Consider the following 25107-nt stretch of genomic DNA (forward strand, 5'->3'; position numbering starts at 1 on the left):
CATGCTCGCGCCGACGACACCGCACAATCCGCAGCCGGACTCGCTCTGGCGGGCGATGGCCGTGCGCTCGCCCGTCGCGGATGCGCCCGTCAGCACGGGCGCGCCGCTTGCGCGCGATCTGATCGTCGACGTGGCGATCATCGGCGCGGGGTACTCGGGTCTCGCGGCCGCGTATGCGTTGCAAAAGCGCGGTGTCGATTGCGCGGTGTTCGACGCGAATCCTGTTGGATGGGGCGCGAGCGGGCGCAATGGCGGCGTGGTGTCGTCGAAGTTCCGGCTGTCGTTTCCGTCGATAGCAAGCGCGTACGACCTCGACACCGCGAGGCGCATGCATCGGCTCGCGCATGAAGGCGTGCGCGTGGTCGAGCAGTTCGTCGATGAATTCAAGCTGGAGCGCGCGCGCTTCGAACATACGGGCAGCCTGCGTTGCGCGCACACCGAGCGCGCGTTCGCGTCGATTCGGGCGGAAGCCGACTGGGTGCGAACGCAGCTTGGCGATGGATCGATGAGCGTGCTGTCGCGCGAGGAAATCACGCACGAAACAGGTTCGAACGGCTTTGTCGGCGGCGTGCTGAGCGCCGATGCAGGCACGATCCTGCCGCTCGAATACGTATGCGGCATTGCGCGCGCGCTGACGGCACGCGGCGTGCCCATCTACGAATCGACGCCGATTCTCGACATGACGCGTGTGCAGGATGGCGTGATGCTGCGCGCGCCCGGCGGCAGCGTGCGCGCGAAGCAGGTGATCGTAGCAACCAATGCCTACTCGAATCTCACGCAGGCCACATCGCAGTATCAGCGCGAACTCGTGCCGTTTCGCAGCGCAATGATAGCCACGGAAAGATTGTCGGCGGAACTCGACGCGAAGCTGATGGTCAACGGGCGCAGCTATACCGAAACGCGTCGCATGATGAAGTGGTTTCGCAAGGTGGATGGCCGTATGCTGTTCGGCGGCCGCGATGCGTTCGGCAAGGAAGAGCAGGCAACGGGCTTCGATGCGTTGCAGCGCGCGATGGCCGCGCTCTTTCCCGATCTTGCGGGCGTGCGTGTCGAGTACGGCTGGTCGGGGTATGTGGGCATGACGTTCAACGCGTTGCCGCATGTCGGGCGCAGTGACGACGTCACGACATTCTGTCTCGGGTATAACGGAGCGGGTGTCGCGATGGCGAGCCTGATCGGGCAACACGCTGCTGCGCTGGCGCTCGGCGAGAAGCCGGAGCTGGCGTTGCTGGCGCAGGAAGGCTTGCGGCCCGTGCCGTTTCATTCACTGCGTGCGCCGGGCGTCAGGCTCGTTGCCGCGTGGTATCAGTTTCTCGACGCAGTGGGTGCATGATGACGACAGCCAAACACGTTTTGCAGGAACAGACTGTGATGCAGGCCACTACGATCGATCCGTCGGTACGTCACCAGCAGCGCGAAGACCGCGCGATGCTGCTGCTGATGGCGCCCGCGCTGCTCGTCGTCGTGGTCTTGCTGGTGGTGCCGCTGGCGTGGCTTTCGTGGCAGTCGATCTATCACGACGGCGCGTTCACGCTCGTCAACTATCAGCGGGTTTTCACGGGCACGTATCTGGACACGTTTCTGATGACGTTCAAGCTGAGCATCATCGTGACGGGCATTACGTTGCTGCTCGGATATCCCGTGGCGTATTTCGCGGCATCCGTGCCGCCGAAATGGAGCGCGCTGATACTCGGCATGGTGATCCTGCCGTTCTGGACCAGCGTGCTCGTGCGCACGTATGCGTGGCTCGTGCTGCTGCAACGCACGGGGCTCGTGAACAAGGCGCTGCTGTCGATGGGTTTGATCGACAGGCCGTTGCAGCTTTCGTATAACCAGTTCGGCACGATTGTCGCGATGGTGCACATCCTGTTGCCGTTCATGGTGCTGCCGCTTTACTCCGCGATGCAGAAGATCCCCGGCAATCTGTCGCAGGCGGGCGCGAGCCTGGGTGGCTCGCCGTTGCATGTGTTCTGGCGCGTGTTCCTGCCGCTATCGATGAGCGGCGTCGTCGCAGGCGTGACGCTCGTGTTCGTGCTGTGCCTCGGCTTCTACATTACGCCTGAGCTGATGGGCGGCGGCAAGTCGATCATGGTGTCGATGGTGGTGAGCCGCAATGTCGAGATCTACAACAGTTGGGGCGCGGCGAGTGCGGTCAGCGTCGTGTTGCTGGTCTGCGTGTTCGCGATCTTCTATGCGGCGAGCCGCGTGATTCCACTCGAAAAGACCCTGGGCGCGAAATGAACAAGCTCTCATTCGGAAGGCTGACGCTCGGTGCGGGCGTCGTGCTGATCCTCGTGTTTCTGATGCTGCCCGTGGTGATCGTCGTGCCGCTGTCGTTCTCCGATACGCGCTTCATGACGTTTCCGCCGCCGGCGTATTCGCTGCGCTGGTATCACTCTTTCTTCGACAACCCCGCATGGATCGACGCGGCGCGCGTGACGCTGACGGCTTCCGTGTGCGCCGCGCTGATCGCGACGCCGCTCGGCATTGCGGCTGCGTATGGTATCCAGCACGGCTCGCACTGGTCGATGCGCTATCTGCGCACGCTGCTGATGCTGCCTTTGATGGTCCCCATCATCATCGTCGCGGTGGGGGTGTTCTTCGTGTTCACGCAGGCTGGGTATGTGAATACGCTCACCGGGCTGATCGTCGCCGATACGATGCTCGGCCTGCCGTATGTGCTGATCTCCGTCGGCGCGGATTTGCGGACCTTCGACCGCACGCAGGAAATGGTCGCGCGCAGCCTCGGCATGAACCGCTTTCGCAGCTTCATGACGGTGACGCTGCCGCAGATCAAGGCGAGTGTCATCTCCGGCGCGGTCTTCGTGTTCATTCAGGCGCTGGATGAAACGGTCGTCGCGCTGTTCATTTCGGGCGGTTCGAACCAGACGCTGACGCGGCGCATGTTCGTCACGTTGCGCGACGAGATCGATCCGACCATCGCCGCGATCAGCACGATGCTGACGGCGCTGACGCTGTGCCTCGTGATGATCGTTGTCGTGAGCCGCCGTTCGTCGGCGGTCGCGCGCGCCTGATTTCTTTCTACGGAAACCGGATGTCCAATTCACTGAAGTTTTATATCGACGGCGCGTGGGTCGAGCCGTCCAGCCGTGCGCGTCTGCCTGTCATCGATCCCTGCACCGAAGAGCCGTTCGCCGAAGTGGCACTCGGCAATGCGCAGGATGTCGATCGCGCGGTGGCGGCGGCGAAGCGCGCGTTTGTGTCGTTCTCACAAACGCGGCCAGAGGAGCGCGTTGCGTTGATCCGGCGCATTCTCGATGTGTATCTCGAACGTTATGACGAGATGGCCGAGACGATCATGCGTGAAATCGGTGCGCCCGCGAAGTTCTCACATGCCTGGCAGGCGGGTCTTGGCAAGCGGCATCTGGAAGAAGTGCTGCGCACGTGCGAGACCTTCGAATGGCAGCGCAAGAAGGGCACGACGCTGATCAATCATGAGCCTGTCGGTGTCGTGGCGTTGATCACGCCGTGGAACTGGCCGATCAATCAGATCGTCTGCAAGGTCGCGCCGGCGATCGCCGCGGGCTGCACGATGGTGTTGAAGCCCAGCGAGGTGTCGCCGCTCAATGCGGTGCTGTTCGCCGAGATCATCGATGCGGCTGGCGTGCCTGCTGGCGTGTTCAACCTGGTCAACGGCGATGGGCCGACCGTGGGCGCGGCGCTGTGCAGTCATCCCGATGTCGACATGGTGTCGTTCACGGGTTCGACGCGCGCCGGCATCGAGATCGCGAAGCTCGCTGCGCCGACCGTCAAGCGCGTTCACCAGGAACTGGGCGGCAAGTCGGCGAACATTCTGCTCGACGACGCCGATTTCGAAGCGGCCGTGACAGCTGGCGTCAATTCGTGCTTCGGCAATAGCGGCCAGTCGTGCAACGCGCCGACGCGCATGCTCGTGCCCGCGTCGCGGCACGACGAAGCGGTCGACATCGCGCGGCGCGCGGCCGATGCCCATCGTGTCGGACCGGCCGATGCCGCGGATACGACGATGGGCCCGGTGGTCAGCGACGTGCAGTTCGGGCGCGTGCAGCGCTTGATCGGTATTGGGATCGACGAAGGCGCGCAACTGGTGGCGGGCGGCACTGGACGTCCCGATGGGCTGACGCGCGGCTACTACGTGAAGCCGACTGTGTTCGCGAACGTGGACCCGTCGATGACGATTGCCCGCGACGAGATATTCGGTCCCGTGCTGGCGATCATGCCGTATCGCGATGAAGAAGAGGCGATTGCGATCGCCAACGATACGCCGTTTGGGCTGGCCGCTTATGTGCAATCGGCGGATATCGAGCGGGCGCGGCGGGTTGGGTTCAGGATGCGCGCGGGCAGCGTGTATCTGAACTATCCGACGTGGGACGCGGGGTCGCCTTTCGGCGGGTACAAGCAATCGGGGAACGGCCGCGAGTATGGCGAGTGGGGACTGGAGGCGTTTCTGGAGGTGAAGGGGGTGGTGGGGTTTGGGGGATAAGAGGCGGAATGGAAAGCTCCGTTGACGCGGGGCTTCCATCCCGGGAATTGCGGCGCGTGTTAGACCGCCCGAACATCAAGACGCTTGCCCAATACCGCAAACGCCGATTCGACCATCTCGATCTTCGATGAATGGCCGAAGTTCAGAAGTCGATCCACCTGCACCTGATTGACGCTGAGCCGCCGCGCGAGTTCAGCCTTTCGTACGTTCTGGCGCAGCATCTCGTCGGCGAGCAGCACTTTTGCGGTCACAAGCGCCGGCAACGTGACGACGGATTGCCCGCGTTTGGCCTTCGAAGGCATCGGGATGCTTCGCTTCTCCGCGAAGTAGATTTCGAACGCGGCCTCAAGCGCATCCAGGGCTTGCACTTTCGCGTCTTCTTCGTCGTCGCCGACGGTGATGGCTTCGGGAACATCCGGAAACGTGACGAGCAACGTTCCGTTGTCGTCGGGTGTCAGGCTGATCGGGTAGCTGAGCATACGTGTGTCGTGGTTTGCCATTCTTTCAAAGAACATGGAGGTGATACGCGAGTGAGAGAGCCCGCGTAGGGCTCTCTGCTTCACCTGATACCGAGTTGCTTCCTGATGGCTTCCACCAGTCCGTCCTTTACCCATTTCCTTCGCACCGTGATCGGGGAAGATGGTGGTCCTGCCATTGAGCGTCACCCGGTAGTGACTTGCGCCGCTTCGGTGCTTTTCGAACGTCGCGCCTTGCTGCTTCAGCCACTTCCTGAACTCGCTGTATTTCATGTTCTCCCTATGTTGTTATGAAGGGAGAAAGTTACAACATAAATGTTGTATTTATAAGTGGATATTTGCAACAAAATTGTTGTATTTTTTCTCAGAGACAAATTGGGGCATAGGACCCGGCTCGGACTCCTCCGGATGCTCTTATCATCTCCGCCACCCTCTCCGCCACCATAATCGTCGGCACATTGGTATTCGCGCACGGGATAGACGGCATTAGCGACGCATCGCACACATGCAGTCCTTCCACGCCATACACGGCGCCGTCCGCGTCGGTCACGGCCAACGGATCGCCGGGCGCCCCCATCCTGCATGTCCCCGACGGATGCCACGTCCCACCAACCGATCGCGTGACAAACTCAGTCATCGCAGCGTCATCGGCTAGCAGTTCATCGATCGAAACACCCTGCGTCACCACGCGCCGGATCAGCGACCCACGCAACGGCCCGGCAATATCGAGCAGCGCGCTCAACGCCCCACGCTGAAACGCATTCCACACGCCCGGCACGGCCACGGCCGCGACGCGTGGCGAATAGCTCGATGGAAAAATGGCATCGCGGTGCGCCGCCATCGAAGGCGCTGCCAGCGTCTGCGCACCAAAGCGCAACGCGAGCTTCAACCGTTCGAGATCGCGCAGGTCCGACAACATCGCGAAGTCGACCAGCGGCTCATCGAAAGGACTCGCCGACGCGAGCTTCAAAGACCCGCGCGAATACGACTTGTTGACCCAGAAGAAAATCGTCCCGAGCCGATAACCGACCGAATGCCAGCCCGAGCGCGACAGGATCGCGCCGTGCATGTCGCCAGGCACGGTATCGGGCAACCCAGAGGAAAACCGCACGATCGCCTGTTCATGATGCTCGTCGGGAAACGGCGTACGCGCGGCGCGCGGCAGAAACGCCGACACGGCAATCGACGGATGCTCCATCAGATTGCGCCCCACGCCCGCGCGGTCTGCGCGCACCTCGATGCCGAGCCCGGCGAGATCGCTGGCGGGACCGATGCCGCTTCTGAGCAGCAGCGCAGGACTATGAATCGCGCCAGCACTTACGATCACACGCGCCGCGGGCACATCCTCATGCGTGCCGTCCGCATGCAAAACCCGCGCACCCGTTGCACGCTGCCCGTCGAACAATATCCGCTGGACGACGAGACCCGTGCGTATCGACAGATTCTTGCGCGCACGCACGGTATCGTCGAGATAGCAGACGGAAGTCGGAATGCGCTCGCCCGCTGCGCTCACGGCGATCGAGCCAACGAACGTGCCGTCTTCCCACGGACCGTTCTGATCGTCGTGCAACGCATGTCCGCGCTGTTGCAGCGTGCCGAGCACGGCCTGCACGAACGGCGAGATACGCGGCCAGCGAGTGCGCTGAATGCGCAAAGGCCCGCTCGCGCCATGCAGCTCGCCGCCGAAGTCGCAATCGGTTTCGAGCTTGCGGAAATAGGGCAGACACGCTTGCCAGTTCCATCCGCGCGCGCCGAGCGCTTCCCATTCGTCGTAATCGGCGGGTGCGCCGCGGTTGGCCATCAGCGCGTTGATCGCCGAGCCGCCGCCCAGCAGCTTCGCCTGTTCATAGCGGCGCAGCGCCGCTGGCGCGCTCATGCGCGCTTTCAGTTGCTGCCAGATGTTGCGCGTGTCGAGATACGCGCGGCCCGGATAGCGGCTGCGGATCGCATCGGGCATGCTCGCCTGCGAGATATCGCGGCCCGCTTCGATCAGACACACGGTCTTGCCCGTATCTTCGGACAGCCGCGCAGCCAGCACGCAGCCTGCCGAGCCGCCGCCCAGAATCAGATAGTCGATCACGTCGAATGTTGTGCGGCGCGTGTCGCCGGCAGTGCGTGAGAATCGATGAAATGAAAAACGCCCGCAACGAACGATGTTCCTGCGGGCGCCTGATTGGCAATGCGCGACTACGTTATTGCATGAACTTCAGCCAGCGCGCCTTGGCCTGAATCCCTGCGTCGGAGGCCCACCATTCTTCCGACATCAGCGCCTGCTTCGACGCGTTATCCGGCGAGCTAGGCAGTTCGCTCGCGCGCTTCGCGGTGATCTTGCCCGTCTTGAACGCCGCGGGGTTGCCCGGACCGTAGTCGATATAGAGCGGCAGATTCGCCTGCAAATCCGGCGACAACGCAGCGTTGACGAACTTGATCGCGTCGGGCAGATTCGGCGCGTTCTTCAGCACACACAACTGCGTGTTCTGCAGAATGCCGTCATTGAACGTGAAGTCGACATCGGGATCATCCTTCTTCACGGCGCTGGCGCGGCCGTTCCAGATCATCGTCATGTCCACTTCGCCGTCGTGCAGCAATTGCGCCGACTGGCCGCCCGACGTCCACCACACGGTAATGTCGGGCTTGATCTGCTGCAGTTTCTTAAACGCGCGATCCACATCCAGCGGATAGAGCTTGTCGCGCGGCACGCCGTCGGCGAGCAGCGCAGCTTCGAGCACCGTCTGCGGATCGTTGCGCAGCGCACGCGTGCCGGGGAAGTTCTTCACGTCCCAGAAATCCTTCCAGCTTTGCGGCACTTTCTTGAGGTTCTTCTTGTTGTAGCCGATCACGGTCGAATAGAACTCGTACGCAACCGAATACGGCGTGCGATATTTTTCCGGCACGGCCGCTGCGTTCGGGATCTTCGAGAAGTCCAGCTTTTCCAGCAGACCTTCGCGGCCACCGCGCAGACAGTTCGATGTCGGTGTATCGACCACGTCCCAGATTGGCTTGCCCGTCGCGCCTTGCGCCTTGATCTGTGGCCAGGCGTCGGGAATGCTGTCCTGGGCGATCGTGATGCCCAGCTCCTTCGCAGCAGGATCGAGGATCGCCTTGGTCTGCGCTTCCTGATACGTGCCGCCTTGTGAGACGAAAGTGATTTTCCCCGCCGCGAACGCGGGCGCCATACCCGCGATGCTCAACGCGAGCGTCATAACTAGTGGGCGCAACTTCGTTTTATTGATCACGACTTTTTCCTCGACACGGTTGAAGCGAAAGACATCTTCCAGGTCGTGCTGTCGCGCTTCCGGCGTGACGCAGGAAGCAGAACAACGCGGGATTGATTGAAAATATAGTGAGTCAATTTCGGCGGAGCAACGCCGGAATTGTTGGAGTCCCCATGACGTAGTGTTATGTCAGACGCTTGATGTGCACGTCACCAGGGCTCTCACCGATCGCATGCCGTCAGAAGATCACGTAGACCTTGCGCATCGTCTCTTCGACTTCCCATGTGCCTTCCGTGTGGGCCTCGAAGAACAGCGTGTCGCCGCCCGAGAAGTGAACCGTGTCTTCGCCGTCGGGCGTGAAGCGGCCACGGCCGCTGAGGAAGTGCATCACTTCGGCCTGCTTGACCGAGCGCCGATACGTGCCGGGCGTGCATTCGAAGATGCCCGTATCGATCGCCTCGCTGCCGCGAATCACTTTCTGCACGCCGGATACCTGGATTTCTGGCGTGCCTGGAAGACCGGCCGTGCCCCAGGCTTCCAGTCCCTGCAATGCAATGCTTTGTTTGATCTGCTGGACTTTCATCTCGTGTTTTCGTTGACGATGGTTGGAATGACGGCAAAAGCTATTGAGTTCTTGCGATACGCTTCTCGATCTTGCCGAGCCGCACGACCGTCACGCCCGCGCGCAACTGCCTGAGCGAAGGCATCACGAGCATGCAGTCGGGGTAGGGCGTGGGCACGGCTTCACCGTCCGACCAGCCAATCACGCTGCCAGCGTCGGGAAACACCTCTAAGCCCGTGTAGTCGCCGGCGAAGCGAAAGTCGAGGCTCTTCGCGACGACAGGCTCCGTCACGCGCACGATCAGCATTTCGTCGGGCAGCGCCAGGGCCCAGCCTTCGGGCAAGTCGGCTTCATCGACCACGCCGGACAACAAGAGAAAGCGCGCCGTCACATCGCGCGCAACGGCGACGGCGCTCGCTTCCCAATGCTGTCCGCATTCGATCAGCAACGCGTTCTTCGCACTTTGCGGATCGCCAAAGCCTTCATAGTCGCGCATGCGGCGGCCTTCTGGATGGCCCTCGTCGCAGATCACCGTGGCGGGCGTGCCGAGCTTTTCCGACAGCGCGATACCCTTGTCGAGCGGCCCGGCGACGATCAACGGCTTGCTCTTCTCATGCATCGAATGCAGGTCGAGCAGCAGATCGACGGTATCGATCACGGGCCGCATCGCGCGTGCGCGGCGCAACTCGCTCGAATCGAGCGCGCTGTTGTCGAGCGTATGCGCCGTCCACACGCGGTTGAAGTCCTGATCGACGAAGCGCGCCGCATCCGGCTTCGACGGATCGAAACGCGCATACGCATCGACGTTCGCGAACGCGAGCGTCAGCTTGCCGCGCCGTGGACGCAGCTTCGCGCGCAGCAGCGCATCGACGACGATCGCGCCGCACACCTCGTTGCCGTGCGTGAGCGCGTTGATCATCACGTGCGGACCGGCGACGCCCGAATCGAAGGTATGCACGTACGCGATGCCCGTGTCGCTGTGCTCGTGCACGGCGATGTCGGGGAATGCGACTTCGATTGGATAGGCCTGCGCGTTCATTCGAGTCCGCCCTGGCAGAGGTATTTGATCGACAGGTAATCGTCGAGGCCGTATTTCGAGCCTTCGCGGCCGTAGCCCGATTCCTTCACGCCGCCGAACGGCGCGGCTTCGCTCGCGAGCGCGCCTTCGTTGATGCCGACGATGCCCGCTTCGAGTTGCCGCGCGACGCGGTCGATGCGCCGCACGTCCTGGCTATAGAAGTACGATGCGAGGCCGAACGGCGTGTCGTTGGAAGCGCGGATCGCCTCGGCTTCGTCGTCGAAACGGAACAGCGGCGCGACGGGGCCGAAGGTCTCTTCGCAGCTCAGGTTCATGTCGGGCGTTGCATCGGCGAGCACGGTCGGCGCGTAGTAGTTGGGGCCGAGTTCCGGCAGGCGCTTGCCGCCGGTCAGCACGCGCGCGCCGCGGGCCACGGCGTCGTCGACGTGACGCGCGATCTTGTCGATTGCGCGCGCGTTGATCATCGGGCCGATCTGCGCAGCGGGGTCGGTGGCGGGCGCGACTTTCAGCGCGGCGACGCGCGTCGCGAGCAGGTCCGCGAAACGCTCGTACACGCCGGACTGCACGTACACGCGGTTCGGGCACACACAGGTCTGACCGCCGTTGCGGAATTTTGCGGCCAGCAGGCCCGTGACGGCGGCATCGAGATCGGCGTCGTCGAACACGATGAAGGGCGCATTGCCGCCCAGTTCCAGCGACAGCTTCTTCAACGTCCCCGCCGATTCGCGTGCCAGATACTTGCCGACAGGCGTCGAACCCGTGAACGTGATCTTGCGCACGCGGCTGTCGGCGAGCCAGTCGGCTACTGCGCCTACAGCGTTCTCTCGCGACGACGCAATCAGGTTCAGCACGCCCGCCGGCACGCCTGCCTCATGCGCGAGCATCACGAGCGCAAGGGCCGTGAGGGGCGTGTCTTCAGCAGGCTTGCCGACGACCGTGCAGCCTGCCGCGAGCGCGGGCGCGATCTTGCGCGCGATCATCGCGAGCGGGAAATTCCACGGCGTGATCGCGGCGACGACGCCGACAGGCTCCTTCACCGCGCTCATGCGCTTGCCGCGCTGCTGCTGCGGAATGATGTCGCCGTAGATGCGCGTCGCTTCGTCCGCGAACCACGCCACGTACGACGCGCCGTACATCACCTCGCCGCGTCCTTCGGCGAACGGCTTGCCCTGTTCGAGCGAGATCAGGCGGCCGAGCGTATCGGCGTTCTCGACCATCAGCGCATGCCAGCGGTGCAGCACGGCGGCGCGGTCTTTCGGCAAGGCGTCGCGCCAGGCGGGGAAGGCGCGAGCGGCGGCATCGGTGGCGGCGCGCGCGTCGGCGGCGTCGCTGTCGGCGATCTGCGCGATCACTTCGCCCGTCGCCGGGTTCGTCACGTCGAAGCGCTTGCCTTTAGCAGACGCCACCCACTTGCCGTCGATGAAATTGTCGCTGCGGATCAGCTCGCTCAACTCGTATCGCTTGGTCATCTAAAGACTCCTGTGATTCAGGCGAGGCGATGCGCGATAGCCGCGCCCACTTCCGCCGTATTCGCCTTGCCGCCCAGGTCACCCGTATGCGGGCCTTCCTTGAGCGTGGCTTCGATGGCGGCGAGGATCGCGTCGTGCGCTTCGCGTTCTTTGCCCGCGCCGTTGCCGAGGAAATCAAGCATCATCGCCGCCGACCAGATCATCGCGATCGGATTGGCGATGCCTTTGCCCGCGATGTCGGGCGCGGAACCGTGCACGGGTTCGAACAGCGACGGGAATACGCGATCCGGGTTCATGTTCGCCGACGGCGCAATCCCGATCGTGCCCGTGCAGGCCGGGCCGAGATCGGAGAGGATGTCGCCGAACAGATTGGTCGCGACCACCACGTCGAAGCGATCCGGATTCAACACGAAACGTGCACAAAGAATATCGATGTGCTGCTTGTCCCACGTCACGTCCGGATAGCGCGCGGCCATCTCTGCGGCGCGCGCGTCCCACCACGGCATGCTGATCGAAATGCCGTTGCTCTTGGTCGCGACGGTGATCTTCTTCTCGCGGCGCTGCGCGAGATCGAACGCGAACTTCAATACGCGCTCGGAGCCTTTGCGGGTGAAGATCGACTGCTGCATCACGAACTCGCGCTCGGTGCCTTCGAACATCGTGCCGCCCACCGACGAGTACTCGCCCTCGGTGTTCTCGCGCACGATCATGAAGTCGATATCGCCCGCCTTGCGGCCCGCGAGCGGCGACGGCACGCCTTCGAACAGGCGCGCGGGACGCAGGTTGATGTACTGGTCGAATTCGCGGCGGAACTTGAGCAGCGAACCCCACAGCGAGATGTGATCGGGCACGGTGTCGGGCCAGCCGACCGCGCCGAACAGCACGGCATCGACGCCTTCGAGCTGCTGCTTCCAGTCGTCGGGCATCATCTGGCCGTGCTGCGCGTAGTAGTCGCAGCTCGCCCACTCGATGTGCTGATAGTCGATGCCGATGCCGTAGCGCTTGCTGACGGCGTCGAGCGCACGCAGCGCTTCGGGCATCACTTCCTTGCCGATGCCGTCGCCGGGAATCACTGCGATGCGATAGTTGCGGGTCATACGGGTCTCCTCGTCGGGAAAATGTCGGAAAGGGTTCGGGTCATTCAGGCCCAGCGTTCACTAACGACTAGTCTATTCCTGATTAACCGTCATAAAATCGCGCTTTCGGTTAAGCCACTATGCACGAACTGTGAATAAATCGCCGAACCTCGACGACCTGCGCGTGTTCTGCACCGTCGCCCGCAAAGCCAGCTTCAGCGCGGCGGCGGATGCGCTGTCGGTGTCGGCGGCGTATGTCAGCAAGCGCGTGAACATGCTCGAAGCGGATCTGGGCACGCGCCTCTTTCATCGCTCGACGCGCCGCGTCGCGATCACGGAAGCGGGCGAGCGCGTGTACGCGTGGGCCGAAAAGATTCTCGACGACGTCGACCGGCTGGTCGAAGACGTGTCGACCACGCGCCGCGTGCCGCGCGGCACGTTGCGCATCTCCAGCAGCTTCGGCTTCGGGCGCCATGTCGTGGCGCCGGCGCTGGCGCGGCTCACCGAGCGCTATCCGCAACTGAGCGTGCGGCTCGACCTGTTCGACCGCATCGTCGATGTGGCGGGCGAAGGCTTCGATCTCGACATTCGTATCGGCGACGACATCGCGCCGCATCTGATCGCGAAGCGCCTTGCGGAGAACCATCGCGTGCTGTGCGCGTCGCCGGAATACCTGAAGCGTCACGGCACGCCGCGTCAGCTTGCGGACCTCGGCACGCATCATTGCCTCGCGATCAAGGAGCGTGACCATCCGTTCGGCATCTGGCGTCTGACGGAACGCGGCGAGACCGTTTCCGTCAAGGTGACGGGGCCGCTGTCGACCAATCACGGCGAAGTCGCCGTGCAATGGGCGCTTGCGGCGCGCGGCATCGTCTTGCGTTCGATGTGGGATGTGCGCGCGCTGCTGGATTCCGGTGTGCTCGTGCAGGTGCTGCCCGGCGTCACGCAGCCGGCTAACGTGTGGGCGGTCTATCCGGCGCGGCTGGCGTCGTCGGCGAAGGTGCGCGTGTGCGTCGATTTTCTGTCGGACGAGTTCGGCCGTCTCGCCCCGCCGGACGCACCTCAGTGATGGTTCTGTGAGAAGAGTGTTTCGAGCGGATAGTGCGTCTTGACGAATGGCGTCTTGATGATCACATAGCTGAAGTACTTTTCGATGCCGATATTGCGCTCCAGCAGCCCTTCGATGATGCTCTGATAGTGACTGACGCTGCGCGTGATGAACTTGAGCAGATAGTCGTAGCCGCCGCTCGCCAGATGGCATTCGACGATCTCGTCGACATCCCTGATTGCGTTGACGAACTTGATGAAGTCTTCCCGGCGATGGTCGGCGAGCGTGACCTCGGTGAACACGATCTGCACGTCGCCGAGCTTTTCGAGCTGGATCTGCGCGCCGTACCCGATGATGTAACCCGCCTTCTCCAGACGCTTCACGCGGATCAGACAAGGACTCGGCGACAGCCCGACTGCGTCGGCCAGCTCGACGTTCGTGATTCGCCCTCGCTTTTGCAACTGCGAGAGGATGCGCAGATCGATTCGGTCCAGCTTGCAGTCGGTGCTCATCGTGAGTCGGTCGGTCCCGCATGTCGAAGGGTCGGTCGATGTTATCACGCAGCCGCGCGGCGTTTAAATTCGATCGAACCCTTCAGTGCGGCGCGCACGTCGGCTTGCGCGAGCACGTCGTCGAGCGTCTTTTCGAGGCGCTCGAACAGCAGGTCGAACTCGCTTTCCGTGTAGCACAGCGCGGGCGCGAAACCGAGGATGTTGTCGCCGAACGCGCGGAACACGAGGCCGTTCGCATACGCGGCCGTGGCGATGCGGTCCGGCAGTTTCAGCGCCGCGTCGAAGCCCTGTTTCGTGTCCTTGTCGGCGACGAGTTCGAGCGCGCCCAACAAACCGCGATGTCGCGAATCGCCGACGAGGGGATGCGCGAGCAGTGCATCGAGCCCTTGCGCGAAGCGCGGCGCACGCGCGATGCCGTTCGCGAGCAGGCCGCCTTCGTGATAGAGGCGCATCACTTCGAGGCCGATCGCGGCGCTCACGGGGTGCGCCGAGTACGTGTGCCCGTGGCCGATCGCCGCCGCGACGTCGCCGCCGTCGGCGATGCCCTGATAGACGGCATCGGACATCAGCACCGCGCCCATCGGCGCATAGCCCGCCGTGAGGCCCTTGGCGACCGTCATCAGGTCCGGCTCGACGCCTTCCGCTTCGCACGCGAACAGCGGGCCGGTGCGGCCGAAGCCCGTAATGACTTCATCGGCGACGAACAGGATGCCGAGCTTGCGGCAGGCTTCGCGCATCGCCTTCAGCCAGCCGACGGGCGGCACGATCACGCCGCCCGATCCCTGGATCGGTTCGCAGAAGAAGGCGGCGACGTTGTCCGCGCCGAGGGCTTCGACTTTCGCTTCGAGCGCGGCGACGGAGGCGGCGATCAGGGCGGCGTCGTCGGCGAAATCATTGCGGTACGCGTAGGGCGACGGGATGTGGTGTTGCGTGGGCAGGGGCACATCGAAGTTGCGATGGAACGCGGGCAGCGCGGTGAGGCCTGCGCCGACCGACGACGAGCCGTGATAGCCGCGTTGCAGCGCGATGATGTGCTTTTTCGACGGGCGGCCTGTCGCGTTGAAGTAGTGCGTGATGAAGCGCAGCGCGGAGTCGACGGCATCGGACCCGCCGAGCGTGAAGTACACGTGCTGCAGCGACGCGGGTGCCAGTTCGACGAGCTTGGCGGCGAGTTCGATGGCGGGCTCGGAGCCGAAGTGGAAGTAGCCTGTCGCGTAGGGGAGACGGGCCATCTGTTTTGTCGCTGCGTCGACGATGCTTTGATGGCCGTAGCCGGTGTTCACGCACCAGAGGCCTGAGAAGGCGTCGAGCAGTTCATTGCCGTCGATGTCGCGGAGGTAGACGCCTTGCGCGGATTCCAGCACGGTGACGCCGCGCGCTTCGTGTGCGCGATAGCTGACGACGGGGTGGATCAGGTGTTTGCGGTCGGATTCGATGAGGGACGGGTTTGGCATGGGGTGGGTCTCGTTTCTTCGCTTTCGCGGGTGGGAGGCGGACCGTTTCATACTACAGAGAGGGGGTTGGCGCGTGATTCGCCAAATAAATCTTTGAATAACGTGGATGTGGTTTTTTTGGGGGTGGGGGCAGCATTTTGTGCTGTATCGGGGTTTTTTCTGTCTGCGACGCTGGGGTGGGGGTTTTGATTTTGCGGTGCAAGCGGGTCGGGTTCGCTGGTATGCGCGTTGTGACTTGGCTATGTATGCGTTGCCGGTCGGTGCTTTGGACTTTGCGATGGCATCCGGTTTGGGCGTTCGCGGCGCGGACGTTGCCGGTTGGTGTGTTTGCCTTTGCGCTGGCATCCGCGTTATGCCTTCGTGCTTCAAGCGTCGCCCCTGTGCGGGGCGGCACCTACTTTTCTTTGCCGCCGCAAAGAAAAGTAGGCAAAAGAAAGCGGCTCACACCGCCAGCACGTGTTCTTATCCACGGGCCCCCAACGTCCCCATGCTTCACACGGCAGTGCCCTGGTTAGTGCTCGTTGCCAACGCTTCGAAATGAACGCCTCACCAGCTTCGGATACCCGTACTCGGGCAAGCGGCAGCGAATGGTATGTGCCGCCCAGGTGGCAAACTGTGTGTAGGTTGTCGCGTCGTATAGCTTGGGGCTCTTACATGGTGGAACGCGTGCGCTATCGGTCCGAAGTGAGGCGTGTGTCGCTCTACGACCTACACACAGTTTGCCACCTTGGCGGCCGTGGACTATCTGGCACGGCATGCTGCAACGTGGGTGCCTGAAGCGGGTGAGGCGCTCATTCGAAGCGTTGGCAACGAACATGGGTCACGTGATTGCCGTGTGAAGCGTAAGACCGGTTGGGGGCCCTCAGGCAAGAACAAGAATTAGCGGTGTTAGCCGCTTTCTTTTGCCTACTTTTCTTTGCGGCGGCAAAGAAAAGTAGGTGCCGCCCCGCACAGGGGCGACGCTTGAAGCACGAAGGCATAGCGCGGATGCCAGCGAAAAGACAAAAAAAGCGAACCGGGCCGCGCCGCGTAGGCGCCGACACGGATGCCAGCGCGAAGGCCAAAACACGTTGGCGAGGCACGCGCAGCAAACACCACCTCGCGAATACCAGCGAAAAAACAAAAAGCCCAAACGGCACCGCCTGCGCCGCAAAGGCAAAAACCCCACCCCAGCGTCGCAGACAAAAACCGCTAATACCCTCGACTCCGATCAACCTCCCCGACCATCGGCAACCCATCGCGCCGCCGCCGAATATTCTCCAGGACCACGTCGACGGCGCTCTCAGGCCGAGTAGCACTAGCAATATGCGGCGTAATCCTCACCCGCGGATGCGTCCAAAACGGATGCGACTCCGGCAATGGCTCAGGATCCGTCACATCAAGAATGGCATTCTGCAACTGCCCGCTATCGAGCGCATCGAGCAGATCCTGCTGATTAACCTGCGGGCCGCGCCCGACATTAACGAACGACGCCCCTTTGGGCAGCTTGCCGAACAGACGCTTATCGAGCAGCCCACGCGTCGCATCGGTAAGCGGCAGCAGGCAGACAAGAACATCCGTCCGAGCAAGAAACGCATCGAGCGCCTCGACACCCGCAAAACACTCAACACCCTCTAGCCGATGCTCCGAACGACTCCACCCTGCACACGGAAACCCAAACACCCGTAAACGCTCTAGCACGGCAGTACCCAACATCCCAAGCCCCAGCACGCCAACGCGCCGCGTCGAAGCCGCCCGCACGGGCATCTCACGCCAGACCCGCTGTCGCTGCTGCAAAGCATAGTCGAACAGATCGCGATGAATGGTCAGCACGGCCTGCGTCACATACTCCACCATGCCTTCCACGATCCCCGGCTCGATCATGCGCACCACGGCAATATGCGGCGGCACGCGCGACAGATCGAACTGATCGATGCCCGCCCCCACCGAAAAGATCACTTCGAGATTCGGCAACGTGCGCGCCGGGTCGTCAGGTGGCTGCCACGCGGCGAGATAACGCACGGCCGCCGGATCGCCGACGTCCGGCCACAGGCGAAAAGGAATCTCAGGCGCCTTTTGCGCAAAGTGCTGCGCCCATAACTTGCCGCGTTCGGGATCGGCCTTGTAGAGAAGCGTCATGATTTAACCAAGTGCCTGATTGACGATAGCGAACTGCTCGACGGAAGGATCGCTTGAGGGCGTGCCGTTGCGGGACATCTTGATGACAGTGTCGACGCATTTGAGGCCCAGTTCTTCGAGCCAGGGCGTAAGGCCGCTGTCGCCAGCCGTGTCGATGCGCGTGAAAGCGCCCGCGTTCGCCGCAAGACAATGCGCGATCAGCGCTTGCGCACGGCGCGTCGATTCGTCTGCGGAGTTCTCGACGACAACCGGCCCGATCGCGTGTCCACGGCCAAACGGCCGCAGCATCGCGAAGCCCAGCGCTTCACCATCCCGCTCCAGCGCAACGCCGCCCGCAACATCGAGTAGCGCCGGCAGCAGCGCGCTGCGATCGAGGCCGCTCGCGCGCGTAGCAAGGTCGATCAGACGGGGCGTGTCGGCGGCTTGCAACGGGCGCAGTTGCTCGCCCGGTTGCAGCACGATCTGCGGGACGCGAAAGTCGGTGGCCTGGTGCTGGTTGATCGTGCCGATTGCGTGGAAGCCGAGCTTTTCGTACAGCGGCTGGCCGGCTGGCGTTGCATGCAACACCGTGGTCCGTCCGCCGAGCATTTCGAGCAGACGCTCCATCAACTCGCGTCCGATGCCTCGACCTTGCTGGTCCGGCGAGACGATCACCATCCCGAGCGACGCGCCGTTCTCGCCGTACTTCCAGCACAGCGCCGTGCCGACAATGCGATCCCCGCTCAGCGCGACAAAGCCGCCACCGGCATCGGCGACCAGGCGCCAGTCGTCGGCGCGATGCGGCCACTTGACCTCGAGCGACAGCGCGTGCGCGGCGACGATGTCGTCGGGCGTGAAAGGCCGGAAGGTAGCAGTGGAAAGGGTGGAAAGTTTGGAAAGGGCGGAAAGCGGTTCGGGCGTGGACACGAAAGCTCCTCTGGCTGGATACGCCCGTCACTGTGGCATTTCGTCGGCACGAAGGCTAGGACGATCCTGCTGCGACAGGCGCACGCCGTTCATGTCCACGCCCGTGTGCGCCGTTTTGCGCTGCGCCGCAAAGCGCATCTTGTCGGGGCAGTGGTTCGCGCAAACAGCCGCCGCAATGCGGTCTATCATGGAAAGTACAGCATTCATCAGCGCAGGAGCACACCATGCCCTCCGATCCGTCCGCTGAGCCGACCGTCAAACCTCTCGACCCCGCGCAAAACGCATCCGGCAACCAGCCGGCCAAGCCCGCGAAAGACGACGTCCCCGACGCCGACGCGGCCGAGCCCGTCCCGCACGAGCATCTTCCGAGCCGAAGCGACGACAACTGACCAACAGCGAAGGCGCCGCTCAATCAAGGCTCGCACCGGTTCAAACCGGAAGGGAGCGAATCATGGAGAACATCCTGGCAGGTTATGACGGCTCGCCGTCCGCGCGGCATGCCGTCGCGTTCGCAGTCGATCTGGCGAAGCGCTTCGATGCGCGCCTGCATGTGCTCGTCGTCGCGCGCGCGCCGGACTGGGGCGCGATCGAGCTCGAAAGAAAGGAAATGGTCGACTACGAGTTGCGTCATGCGAACGAAGTGCTCGACGACATCAAGGCGAAGCTCACGTCATCGAACGATCACGCCGAGTTCGATCTCGTGATCGGCCAGCCGGCTAAAGAGATCGTGCTCTACGCGGAGCAGCACGGCATCGATCATCTCGTCGTCGGGCATCGCGGGCATACGCCGTTCGACCGCTGGCTGATCGGCTCCGTCGCGCGTCAGGTGCTCGCTTACGCGCCGTGCGCGGTGACGATCGTGCGCGATCCGGCGTCTATGAAGTCGCGCGTCGCAAAGACCGCGCAGCATGCGGCGGATGAAGCGCCGTTCGTGTGAGGTCGAAAACGCAGGCGCGGCAGGCGCGGCGGGTGAAGCGCGTGACGAACGCGCGTCACGCGTCCGTCTGCGCGGTATCGCGGCCGAGCTTCTCGGGCCGCGTGCTGAAGCGCGGCTCGTCGATCCATGCCGCGAGCCAGTCGTGAAACTGGCCCCAGTCGTCGGCCAGGTCGAGTTCGCGCGCGCCCGGCTGGTCGCGTCCGCCGTCGCCGATCCACGCGTAGACGGTCCGCGCACCGCCCCACCACGCGATCATGCCGTCCGTCAGTTCGGCAATGGTCCCGTCGGGCAGCGCCCGTAGCAGCCGCGACAGGCGCGCGTCGAATTCGTCGAATCTCATGGCCAGCCCTCAATGCACGACGCCGAAGAACGCAATCGCGCCCTCGGCCGGTGTCAGTCCCGCCTTGAAATAACCTTCGAGCCGGTCGGCTGTCGATTCGTCGAGCGTAAAGGGCGGGTGAACGAGTCCCACCTTGAACGCATGGTCGTACCAGTCGCTGATCCACGCGCGCAAATCGATCACATACAGCGGCAGTGCGTTCGAAGCGTCGTCATACATGTGCGTCTCCCCCATGCCCGATGACCCAATGCTAGGGCTAACGCGATGCAGGACCAATCGGCAGCGGCGGATTGTGTATTCAGGAAATGCTGATTTGAAGCGTCAGGATTTCCCTGGGAAGTGGGACGCGAGCCGCTGACGTACAAGGGTTTTTACGTATCGGCACCGGCTTGCGGGCGCGCGCGGCGTTAAGGATTTCCTGACACGCGAATCAGGATGTCGCACGCGGGTTTTACAGCGCGTGCTGACTGTGACACAAATAGTGGTCGCGGATCATGAGCCATCGAAATGCAACATCGAGCCAACGCGTCATGATTGCCTATCTGTCCGAGCGTGAGAATGTCGTGGAGCAGGTCAACTCGCTCTGTCTGCAGCTATTCGACACATGGTGCGAATCGCGCAGCGTGACGGCGCTTGCGTATCTGATGCACTGCTGGCCCTTGATTGAAAGCACGCCCGCTGCGCTTAGACGCCTCGGCGAAACGATGTGCGATTTGCGACGCTATCACGCGGACCAGCTCGACGCACACGGTTTTCAGGCGCTCTGCGAAATGGCCGATCTGATCGACGAACTCGTCGGGCGGCCGGTGCGCACGGTCAGACTGAAGGCGTTTGGCGAACTGCCGGAACCGGCGGGGTAGAAGGACAGACGTTTCAGGTGCCTGGCCGCTGGATCGGGCCGATGGACCGGGCTTTGGCATCGAGTGCAGAATAAGACGACCAGAACGGCAGCACTCGCGGGGGGATATGGCTCTCGACAGGTTCGACGCAGGGTGGAGCGGGCTCCGTTATGTGCGGCGCAGCGTGGTGCTGCGGCTGCTCGGGACGGTGCTCGCGTTCAGCTGCGCGATCACGCTGATCCTCACGGCTGTGCAGTTGTATCGCGACTATCAGCGCGGCGTCGAGCAGATCCAGAACCGCCTCGTCGATATCGACCGCAGCTATCGCGACAGTCTTGGCGAAGCGCTCTGGCGCCTTGACGAGCCGCAACTCCAGCTCGAACTCGAAGGCATGCTGCGGCTCGCCGATATCCGCGCGGCGGAAGTGCGCGAGCTGCCTTCCGTCAGCTCCGCGATGGTCGTGCGCGTGGGCCAGCGCATGTCCGGCATGACGGTCGCCCGCGAGTTCCCGATCATGTATCACGTGCAGGACAAGGTCGAACAAATTGGCACGCTGTATGTCGAGGCGACGCTCGCCAACCTCTATCACGACCTGACGCGCACGGCGCTCGTGATACTCGTGAGCCAGGGCGCGAATACGTTTCTCGTCGCGCTGTTCACGTTTTACATTCTGTGGCGGCTTCTCACGCGGCACCTCGCGGCGATTGCGCGCAGCGTCAGCGACTACGACTTTCACGAGCCGCAGCACCCGTTCGTTCTGCAACGCAAACCGCCGCGCGAGCCGGACGAACTCGACCGCGTGGTGTCGGCGTTCAACGCAATGGGGATGCGGCTGCATCGCGCGTATCTCGACGAACGCGAAGCGGCCGTCGAGCGTGAAGCGCGGCATATGGCGGAAGCGGCCAATCGCGCGAAAGGCGAGTTCCTCGCGAATCTGAGCCATGAATTGCGCACGCCGCTCAACGGCATTCTCGGCTATGCGCAGATTCTCCGGCGCGACACTACGCTCAGCCTGCGTCAGCGCGACGGCGTCGCCGTGATCCAGCAGAGCGGCGAGCACCTACTGTCGCTGATCGACGAAACGCTCGATTTCGCGAAGGTCGAAGCGGGCAAGCTGCGCATCGAGATTTGCGACGTGCCGCTGGCGGGCCTCGTCGATACGATTCGCGAGATCATCGGCGTGAAGGCTGAGCAGCGCAAGCTCGCGTTCGAATGCACGGTTGCCGACGATGCACCGGGCGGCGTGCGCGCCGACGAGCACCGCTTGCGCCAGGTGCTGCTCAATCTGTTGTCGAACGCGGTGAAGTTCACCGACGCGGGCAGCGTGCATCTGTTCATCGGGTGCGGCGAAAGCGACGCGGTCCGCTTCGAGGTGCACGACACGGGCATTGGCATTGCCGCCGAGTATCACGAGAAGATCTTCATGCCGTTCGAACAGGCAGGCGGCGCGGAACGCCGCGCGGGCGGCACGGGGCTTGGCCTTGCGATCAGCCGGCAATTCGTGCGCGCGATGGGCGGTGAAGTGAAGGTCGAAAGCGCACCTGATGGCGGCAGCGTCTTCTGGTTCGAGTTGCCGGCCGCGCTCATCGAACCGGGCGCCGCGCGCGCCGGGGGTGTGATGGGTGCCGCCACGATCATCACGGGCTACGAAGGTCCGCGCCGCAAGGTGCTCGTGATCGACGACGTGCAGATCAACCGCGCGGTCATCGTCGAGCTGCTGACGCGGATCGGCTTCGACACCGTGGAGTCCGCCAGTGGCGCCGACGGCATCGCGCTCGCGCAAACGGAATATCCCGATCTGATACTCACGGACATCGTGATGCCCGGCATCGACGGTCTGACTGTGACGCGCCGCTTCCGCGCGATGCCCGCGTTCGCGCACACGCCGATCATCGCGATCTCGGCGTCGCCGTTCGGCGTGGACGGCGCGAGGAGCCTCGAAGCGGGCGCGAACGCGTTCGTCAACAAGCCGGTCGATTTCGATGCGCTGCTCGCGCGGATCGCGGCGCTGCTCGGCATCGACTGGATTCGCGAGGCGGTCCAGCAGCAAGCCGGGCCGCCAATGCCGGCGACCCTTCCCGCCAACATTCCCGCCGACGCGATGAGCGAGCTGCATCAGCTCGCGCGCGACGGCAACATGAGCGGCATCGTGCAATGGGCGGAGCGGATTGCGGCGAGCGATCCGTCGCACGCGGCGTTTGCCGCGCGGCTGCATCAACTGGCGCGCGCCTGGCAGTCCAAGGCGATCCTGCAACTGGTGGAGCGGTATCTCGAAGGGAACACGGCATCATGAGCCACCTCGCTGCGTCCGCCGTGCCGTCGGGCACGATCCTGATCGTCGACGATACGCCCGCCAATGTCGGCGTGGTCGTCGACAGTCTCGAGGCGCGCGGCATCCGCGTGCTGGTTGCGCTCGACGGCATCGAGGCGCTCGAACGCGCGGCGTTCGCGCAGCCCGATCTGATTCTGCTCGACGTGAAGATGCCCGGCATCGACGGCTTTGAAACCTGTCGCCGGCTCAAGCGCGATGAACGCACGCGCGATATCGCTGTGATCTTCATGACCTCGCTGACGGGCAACGAAGATCGCGTGGAAGGGTTTTCCTCGGGCGGTGTCGATTACGTGACCAAGCCGCTGCGCGTCGACGAAATGCTCGCGCGCGTCGGCGTGCATCTCGAACTGCGCGCGATGCACAAGCAACTCGTTGCGCAGAACCGGCAACTGCTGGCCGAAGTCGCCGTGCGCAAGGAAACGGAAGCGGCGCTCGAGCAGGTACGCGACGATCTCGAACGGCGCGTCGCGTTGCGCACGGAAGAACTGGCGCGCGCGAACGCGAACCTGCAGGCACAGATCGACGAACGCCGCCGCGCGGACGCGCGCTTGCAGGCAAGCGAGGCGCGCTTTCGCGCGATCGTCGAAACGAGCCCTGTGCCGTTGTGCATCACGTCGATGCCGGATGGACGCATCCTGTACACGAACGCGCCGCTGCGCGCGCTGTTCGGCATGGGCGAGAGCATGGCCCTGAACATCGCCAACATCGCGGACTTCTACGCGGACCCGGTCGAACGCGAGCGGCTGATCGGCCATCTGCGAACGGAAGGGAGTCTGCGCGATACCGAGGTCCGGTTCCGCCGTCCGGACGGCACGCAATTCTGGGCGATGGTGACCGCGCGCGTCGCCACCTACGATGACTCGCCCGCCATCTATGTGGGCCTGAACGACATTACCGGGCGCAAGCAGATGGAACAGGAACTGGTCGAATCGCGCGAGCAGCAACGCGAGCTTTCCGCCTACATGGAAGCGATCCGCGAAGAGGAGAGAAAGCGCATCGCGATGGAGATTCACGACGAACTCGGCCAGTTGTTGACCGCGCTGAAGATGGACGTCTCGCTGTTGAAGATGCGTCTCGCGCACGACCCGGAATCGCTGAAAAAGGCCGACGACATGCGCGAACTGGTCGAAGGCACGATCTGGATGGTGCGCAATGTTGCGAGCCACTTGCGGCCCGCCGCGCTCAACTTCGGGATCGTGTCGGCGCTCGAATGGCTCGTCGACGAATTCAACCGGCGCAACGCGATTCCCTGCGAACTGCGCATCGAAGGCGGTGAGCCCGCGCTGTCGGACGCACACGCAACGGCCGTGTTCCGCATCGTGCAGGCGTCGCTGACCAACGTGGCGCGTCATGCGAACGCGACGCGTGTCCACGTGTCGCTGATTTCGACCGCGGACAAACTCGAACTGCATGTGCGCGACAACGGCTGCGGCTTCGACCTGCAGGCGGCGCACCGCGACTATTCGTATGGCCTGCTCGGCATGAACGAGCGCGCGCGGCTGATCGGCGCAACGCTGTCGATCGACAGCGCGCAGGGCGCCGGCACGACGGTTTCGATTCACATTCCGCTCGATGGCGGGCTCAAACTATGATCAGGATACTCATTGCAGACGATCACGCGATCGTTCGCGGCGGACTCAGGCAGATCATCGCGACGACGAGCGACATGATCGTCGCGGCGGAAGCGGCGCACGGCGCCGAAGTCGTCGACAAGCTGCGCAGTTGCGCGGTCGATCTGCTGTTGCTCGACATGACGATGCCGGGCATCAGCGGTGTCGATCTGATTCGCCGCGTGCGGGCCGAGCAGCCTGCGTTACCGGTGCTGGTGCTGAGCATCCACGACGAGGCGCAGGTCGCGTCGCGCGCGCTGCGCGCCGGCGCGACGGGTTATCTGACGAAAGACAGCGATCCCGATGTCCTGCTCGCGGCGATCCGCAAGCTCGCAGACGGCGGGCGCTTTATCGATCCGAAGCTCGTCGATGCGATGGTCTTCGAAACACATCGCGGCGACATGCCGCCCCATGAAGTCCTGTCCGATCGCGAGTTTCAGGTGCTGCAGATGCTGGCGGCGGGCAAGAGCATCAACGAAATCGCCGACACCTGCGCGCTCAGCGCAAAGACGATTAGTACACACAAGATGCGGCTGATGCAGAAACTCGGCCTCGCGAACAACGCCGAGGTGATCCGTTACGCGATCCGCCACGGACTGATCGTCGAATAGCCGCTAAAAAGCCGGTTTCGCATGTTCGGAGCGGTTGAAGGCTTAGAGTAAGTATTGCGTTTGCAATATGTCAGCGGGTT

The 25107-nt window shown here is 63.4% G+C and carries 24 protein-coding genes; 11 read left to right on the forward strand and 13 right to left on the reverse strand.

Annotated elements, in window-relative coordinates; genetic code table 11:
• Position 1 precedes the first annotated feature (1 nt).
• Genes C2L64_RS36925 through C2L64_RS36940 form a run of 4 tightly spaced genes read left to right on the forward strand, consistent with a single transcriptional unit; the run spans position 2 to position 4483 of the window.
• Positions 2-1333 carry an NAD(P)/FAD-dependent oxidoreductase gene (locus C2L64_RS36925; protein WP_007583260.1) on the forward strand — a complete coding sequence of 444 codons (1332 nt, stop codon included), beginning with the start codon at positions 2-4 and terminating at the stop codon, positions 1331-1333.
• Positions 1330-2241, forward strand: coding sequence for an ABC transporter permease (locus tag C2L64_RS36930; protein WP_007583258.1), 912 nt, complete (start codon positions 1330-1332; stop codon positions 2239-2241). The genes C2L64_RS36925 and C2L64_RS36930 overlap by 4 nt, the downstream gene beginning before the upstream one ends.
• Positions 2238-3035 (forward strand): ABC transporter permease, encoded by a 798-nt coding sequence (locus C2L64_RS36935; protein ID WP_007583256.1) that lies wholly within the window; start codon positions 2238-2240, stop codon positions 3033-3035. The genes C2L64_RS36930 and C2L64_RS36935 overlap by 4 nt, the downstream gene beginning before the upstream one ends.
• 20 nt (positions 3036-3055) lie before the next feature.
• Positions 3056-4483, forward strand: a complete 1428-nt coding sequence (locus tag C2L64_RS36940) for an aldehyde dehydrogenase family protein (protein WP_007583254.1) — start codon at positions 3056-3058, stop codon at positions 4481-4483.
• 59 nt (positions 4484-4542) lie between these two features.
• On the opposite strand, the gene C2L64_RS36945 is transcribed toward C2L64_RS36940, so the two are convergent.
• The 7 genes from C2L64_RS36945 to C2L64_RS36975 all read right to left on the reverse strand — a co-directional run bounded on the left by C2L64_RS36945 (position 4543) and on the right by C2L64_RS36975 (position 12341).
• On the reverse strand, positions 4543-4962 hold the full coding sequence (locus C2L64_RS36945; RefSeq protein WP_007583253.1) for a type II toxin-antitoxin system HicB family antitoxin: 420 nt from the start codon (positions 4960-4962) through the stop codon (positions 4543-4545).
• Between the two features lie 361 nt (positions 4963-5323).
• The gene (locus C2L64_RS36950; protein ID WP_007583251.1) at positions 5324-7039 is read right to left on the reverse strand and encodes a GMC family oxidoreductase; all 1716 of its coding nucleotides are present in this window, start codon (positions 7037-7039) and stop codon (positions 5324-5326) included.
• A gap of 112 nt (positions 7040-7151) precedes the next feature.
• Positions 7152-8162 (reverse strand): ABC transporter substrate-binding protein, encoded by a 1011-nt coding sequence (locus C2L64_RS36955; RefSeq protein ID WP_007583249.1) that lies wholly within the window; start codon positions 8160-8162, stop codon positions 7152-7154.
• A 250-nt stretch (positions 8163-8412) separates the two neighbouring features.
• On the reverse strand, positions 8413-8757 hold the full coding sequence (locus C2L64_RS36960) for a cupin domain-containing protein (RefSeq protein WP_007583246.1): 345 nt from the start codon (positions 8755-8757) through the stop codon (positions 8413-8415).
• Between the two features lie 40 nt (positions 8758-8797).
• The gene (locus C2L64_RS36965) at positions 8798-9775 is read right to left on the reverse strand and encodes a M14 family metallopeptidase (RefSeq protein ID WP_007583245.1); all 978 of its coding nucleotides are present in this window, start codon (positions 9773-9775) and stop codon (positions 8798-8800) included.
• Positions 9772-11244: an NAD-dependent succinate-semialdehyde dehydrogenase gene (locus C2L64_RS36970; protein WP_007583243.1), complete on the reverse strand. Its 1473-nt coding sequence runs from the start codon at positions 11242-11244 to the stop codon at positions 9772-9774. The genes C2L64_RS36965 and C2L64_RS36970 overlap by 4 nt, the downstream gene beginning before the upstream one ends.
• A gap of 17 nt (positions 11245-11261) precedes the next feature.
• On the reverse strand, positions 11262-12341 hold the full coding sequence (locus C2L64_RS36975) for a tartrate dehydrogenase (RefSeq protein ID WP_007583241.1): 1080 nt from the start codon (positions 12339-12341) through the stop codon (positions 11262-11264).
• A 130-nt stretch (positions 12342-12471) separates the two neighbouring features.
• On the opposite strand from C2L64_RS36975, the gene C2L64_RS36980 reads away from it, so the two are divergent.
• Complete coding sequence (locus C2L64_RS36980; protein ID WP_007583238.1) at positions 12472-13389, forward strand: LysR substrate-binding domain-containing protein; 918 nt, start codon at positions 12472-12474, stop codon at positions 13387-13389.
• On the opposite strand, the gene C2L64_RS36985 is transcribed toward C2L64_RS36980, so the two are convergent.
• The 4 genes from C2L64_RS36985 to C2L64_RS37000 form a co-directional block, all read right to left on the reverse strand.
• The gene (locus tag C2L64_RS36985; protein ID WP_007583236.1) at positions 13383-13880 is read right to left on the reverse strand and encodes an Lrp/AsnC family transcriptional regulator; all 498 of its coding nucleotides are present in this window, start codon (positions 13878-13880) and stop codon (positions 13383-13385) included. The genes C2L64_RS36980 and C2L64_RS36985 overlap by 7 nt on opposite strands.
• Positions 13881-13924: 44 nt before the next feature.
• Positions 13925-15334, reverse strand: a complete 1410-nt coding sequence (locus C2L64_RS36990) for an aspartate aminotransferase family protein (RefSeq protein ID WP_007583234.1) — start codon at positions 15332-15334, stop codon at positions 13925-13927.
• Between the two features lie 1191 nt (positions 15335-16525).
• Positions 16526-17452, reverse strand: a complete 927-nt coding sequence (locus tag C2L64_RS36995) for a 2-hydroxyacid dehydrogenase (RefSeq protein WP_007583232.1) — start codon at positions 17450-17452, stop codon at positions 16526-16528.
• Positions 17453-17455: 3 nt separating this feature from the next.
• Positions 17456-18358, reverse strand: coding sequence for a GNAT family N-acetyltransferase (locus C2L64_RS37000; RefSeq protein WP_007583230.1), 903 nt, complete (start codon positions 18356-18358; stop codon positions 17456-17458).
• A 224-nt stretch (positions 18359-18582) separates the two neighbouring features.
• Between C2L64_RS37000 and C2L64_RS54280 the strand changes: the two genes are divergently transcribed.
• Together C2L64_RS54280 and C2L64_RS37005 are read left to right on the forward strand one after the other, a co-directional pair.
• A complete protein-coding gene (locus C2L64_RS54280; protein WP_007583227.1) occupies positions 18583-18747 on the forward strand; it encodes a hypothetical protein in 165 nt (54 codons plus the stop codon).
• A 62-nt stretch (positions 18748-18809) separates the two neighbouring features.
• Positions 18810-19295: a universal stress protein gene (locus C2L64_RS37005; protein ID WP_007583224.1), complete on the forward strand. Its 486-nt coding sequence runs from the start codon at positions 18810-18812 to the stop codon at positions 19293-19295.
• Between the two features lie 55 nt (positions 19296-19350).
• On the opposite strand, the gene C2L64_RS37010 is transcribed toward C2L64_RS37005, so the two are convergent.
• Together C2L64_RS37010 and C2L64_RS37015 are read right to left on the reverse strand one after the other, a co-directional pair.
• Positions 19351-19635, reverse strand: a complete 285-nt coding sequence (locus C2L64_RS37010; RefSeq protein ID WP_007583222.1) for a hypothetical protein — start codon at positions 19633-19635, stop codon at positions 19351-19353.
• A 9-nt stretch (positions 19636-19644) separates the two neighbouring features.
• Complete coding sequence (locus tag C2L64_RS37015; protein ID WP_007583220.1) at positions 19645-19854, reverse strand: hypothetical protein; 210 nt, start codon at positions 19852-19854, stop codon at positions 19645-19647.
• 311 nt (positions 19855-20165) lie between these two features.
• On the opposite strand from C2L64_RS37015, the gene C2L64_RS37020 reads away from it, so the two are divergent.
• The 4 genes from C2L64_RS37020 (at position 20166) to C2L64_RS37035 (ending at position 25027) form a co-directional block, all read left to right on the forward strand.
• The gene (locus C2L64_RS37020) at positions 20166-20495 is read left to right on the forward strand and encodes a hypothetical protein (RefSeq protein WP_007583219.1); all 330 of its coding nucleotides are present in this window, start codon (positions 20166-20168) and stop codon (positions 20493-20495) included.
• Positions 20496-20601: 106 nt separating this feature from the next.
• Positions 20602-22767 (forward strand): hybrid sensor histidine kinase/response regulator, encoded by a 2166-nt coding sequence (locus tag C2L64_RS37025; RefSeq protein ID WP_039900708.1) that lies wholly within the window; start codon positions 20602-20604, stop codon positions 22765-22767.
• Positions 22764-24398: a response regulator gene (locus C2L64_RS37030; protein ID WP_007583216.1), complete on the forward strand. Its 1635-nt coding sequence runs from the start codon at positions 22764-22766 to the stop codon at positions 24396-24398. The genes C2L64_RS37025 and C2L64_RS37030 overlap by 4 nt, the downstream gene beginning before the upstream one ends.
• Complete coding sequence (locus C2L64_RS37035) at positions 24395-25027, forward strand: response regulator (RefSeq protein ID WP_007583214.1); 633 nt, start codon at positions 24395-24397, stop codon at positions 25025-25027. The genes C2L64_RS37030 and C2L64_RS37035 overlap by 4 nt, the downstream gene beginning before the upstream one ends.
• The last annotated feature ends 80 nt before the right edge of the window (positions 25028-25107 follow it).

It is taken from the genome of Paraburkholderia hospita, assembly GCF_002902965.1.
In the GTDB taxonomy this organism is placed as follows: domain Bacteria; phylum Pseudomonadota; class Gammaproteobacteria; order Burkholderiales; family Burkholderiaceae; genus Paraburkholderia; species Paraburkholderia hospita.

Bases quoted from the DNA above. Each gene is read 5' to 3' on its own strand.
- C2L64_RS36985 (WP_007583236.1), bottom strand. From the start codon at position 13,880: ATGAGCACCGACTGCAAGCTGGACCGAATCGATCTGCGCATCCTCTCG.
- C2L64_RS36965 (WP_007583245.1), bottom strand. From the start codon at position 9,775: ATGAACGCGCAGGCCTATCCAATCGAAGTCGCATTCCCCGACATCGCC.
- C2L64_RS54280 (WP_007583227.1), top strand. From the start codon at position 18,583: ATGCCCTCCGATCCGTCCGCTGAGCCGACCGTCAAACCTCTCGACCCC.
- C2L64_RS37005 (WP_007583224.1), top strand. From the start codon at position 18,810: ATGGAGAACATCCTGGCAGGTTATGACGGCTCGCCGTCCGCGCGGCAT.
- C2L64_RS37025 (WP_039900708.1), top strand. From the start codon at position 20,602: ATGGCTCTCGACAGGTTCGACGCAGGGTGGAGCGGGCTCCGTTATGTG.
- C2L64_RS36935 (WP_007583256.1), top strand. From the start codon at position 2,238: ATGAACAAGCTCTCATTCGGAAGGCTGACGCTCGGTGCGGGCGTCGTG.
- C2L64_RS37035 (WP_007583214.1), top strand. From the start codon at position 24,395: ATGATCAGGATACTCATTGCAGACGATCACGCGATCGTTCGCGGCGGA.
- C2L64_RS37030 (WP_007583216.1), top strand. From the start codon at position 22,764: ATGAGCCACCTCGCTGCGTCCGCCGTGCCGTCGGGCACGATCCTGATC.
- C2L64_RS36975 (WP_007583241.1), bottom strand. From the start codon at position 12,341: ATGACCCGCAACTATCGCATCGCAGTGATTCCCGGCGACGGCATCGGC.
- C2L64_RS36925 (WP_007583260.1), top strand. From the start codon at position 2: ATGCTCGCGCCGACGACACCGCACAATCCGCAGCCGGACTCGCTCTGG.
- C2L64_RS36970 (WP_007583243.1), bottom strand. From the start codon at position 11,244: ATGACCAAGCGATACGAGTTGAGCGAGCTGATCCGCAGCGACAATTTC.
- C2L64_RS36995 (WP_007583232.1), bottom strand. From the start codon at position 17,452: ATGACGCTTCTCTACAAGGCCGATCCCGAACGCGGCAAGTTATGGGCG.
- C2L64_RS36940 (WP_007583254.1), top strand. From the start codon at position 3,056: ATGTCCAATTCACTGAAGTTTTATATCGACGGCGCGTGGGTCGAGCCG.
- C2L64_RS37020 (WP_007583219.1), top strand. From the start codon at position 20,166: ATGATTGCCTATCTGTCCGAGCGTGAGAATGTCGTGGAGCAGGTCAAC.
- C2L64_RS36990 (WP_007583234.1), bottom strand. From the start codon at position 15,334: ATGCCAAACCCGTCCCTCATCGAATCCGACCGCAAACACCTGATCCAC.
- C2L64_RS37010 (WP_007583222.1), bottom strand. From the start codon at position 19,635: ATGAGATTCGACGAATTCGACGCGCGCCTGTCGCGGCTGCTACGGGCG.
- C2L64_RS37015 (WP_007583220.1), bottom strand. From the start codon at position 19,854: ATGTATGACGACGCTTCGAACGCACTGCCGCTGTATGTGATCGATTTG.
- C2L64_RS36960 (WP_007583246.1), bottom strand. From the start codon at position 8,757: ATGAAAGTCCAGCAGATCAAACAAAGCATTGCATTGCAGGGACTGGAA.
- C2L64_RS36945 (WP_007583253.1), bottom strand. From the start codon at position 4,962: ATGCTCAGCTACCCGATCAGCCTGACACCCGACGACAACGGAACGTTG.
- C2L64_RS36955 (WP_007583249.1), bottom strand. From the start codon at position 8,162: ATGACGCTCGCGTTGAGCATCGCGGGTATGGCGCCCGCGTTCGCGGCG.
- C2L64_RS36930 (WP_007583258.1), top strand. From the start codon at position 1,330: ATGATGACGACAGCCAAACACGTTTTGCAGGAACAGACTGTGATGCAG.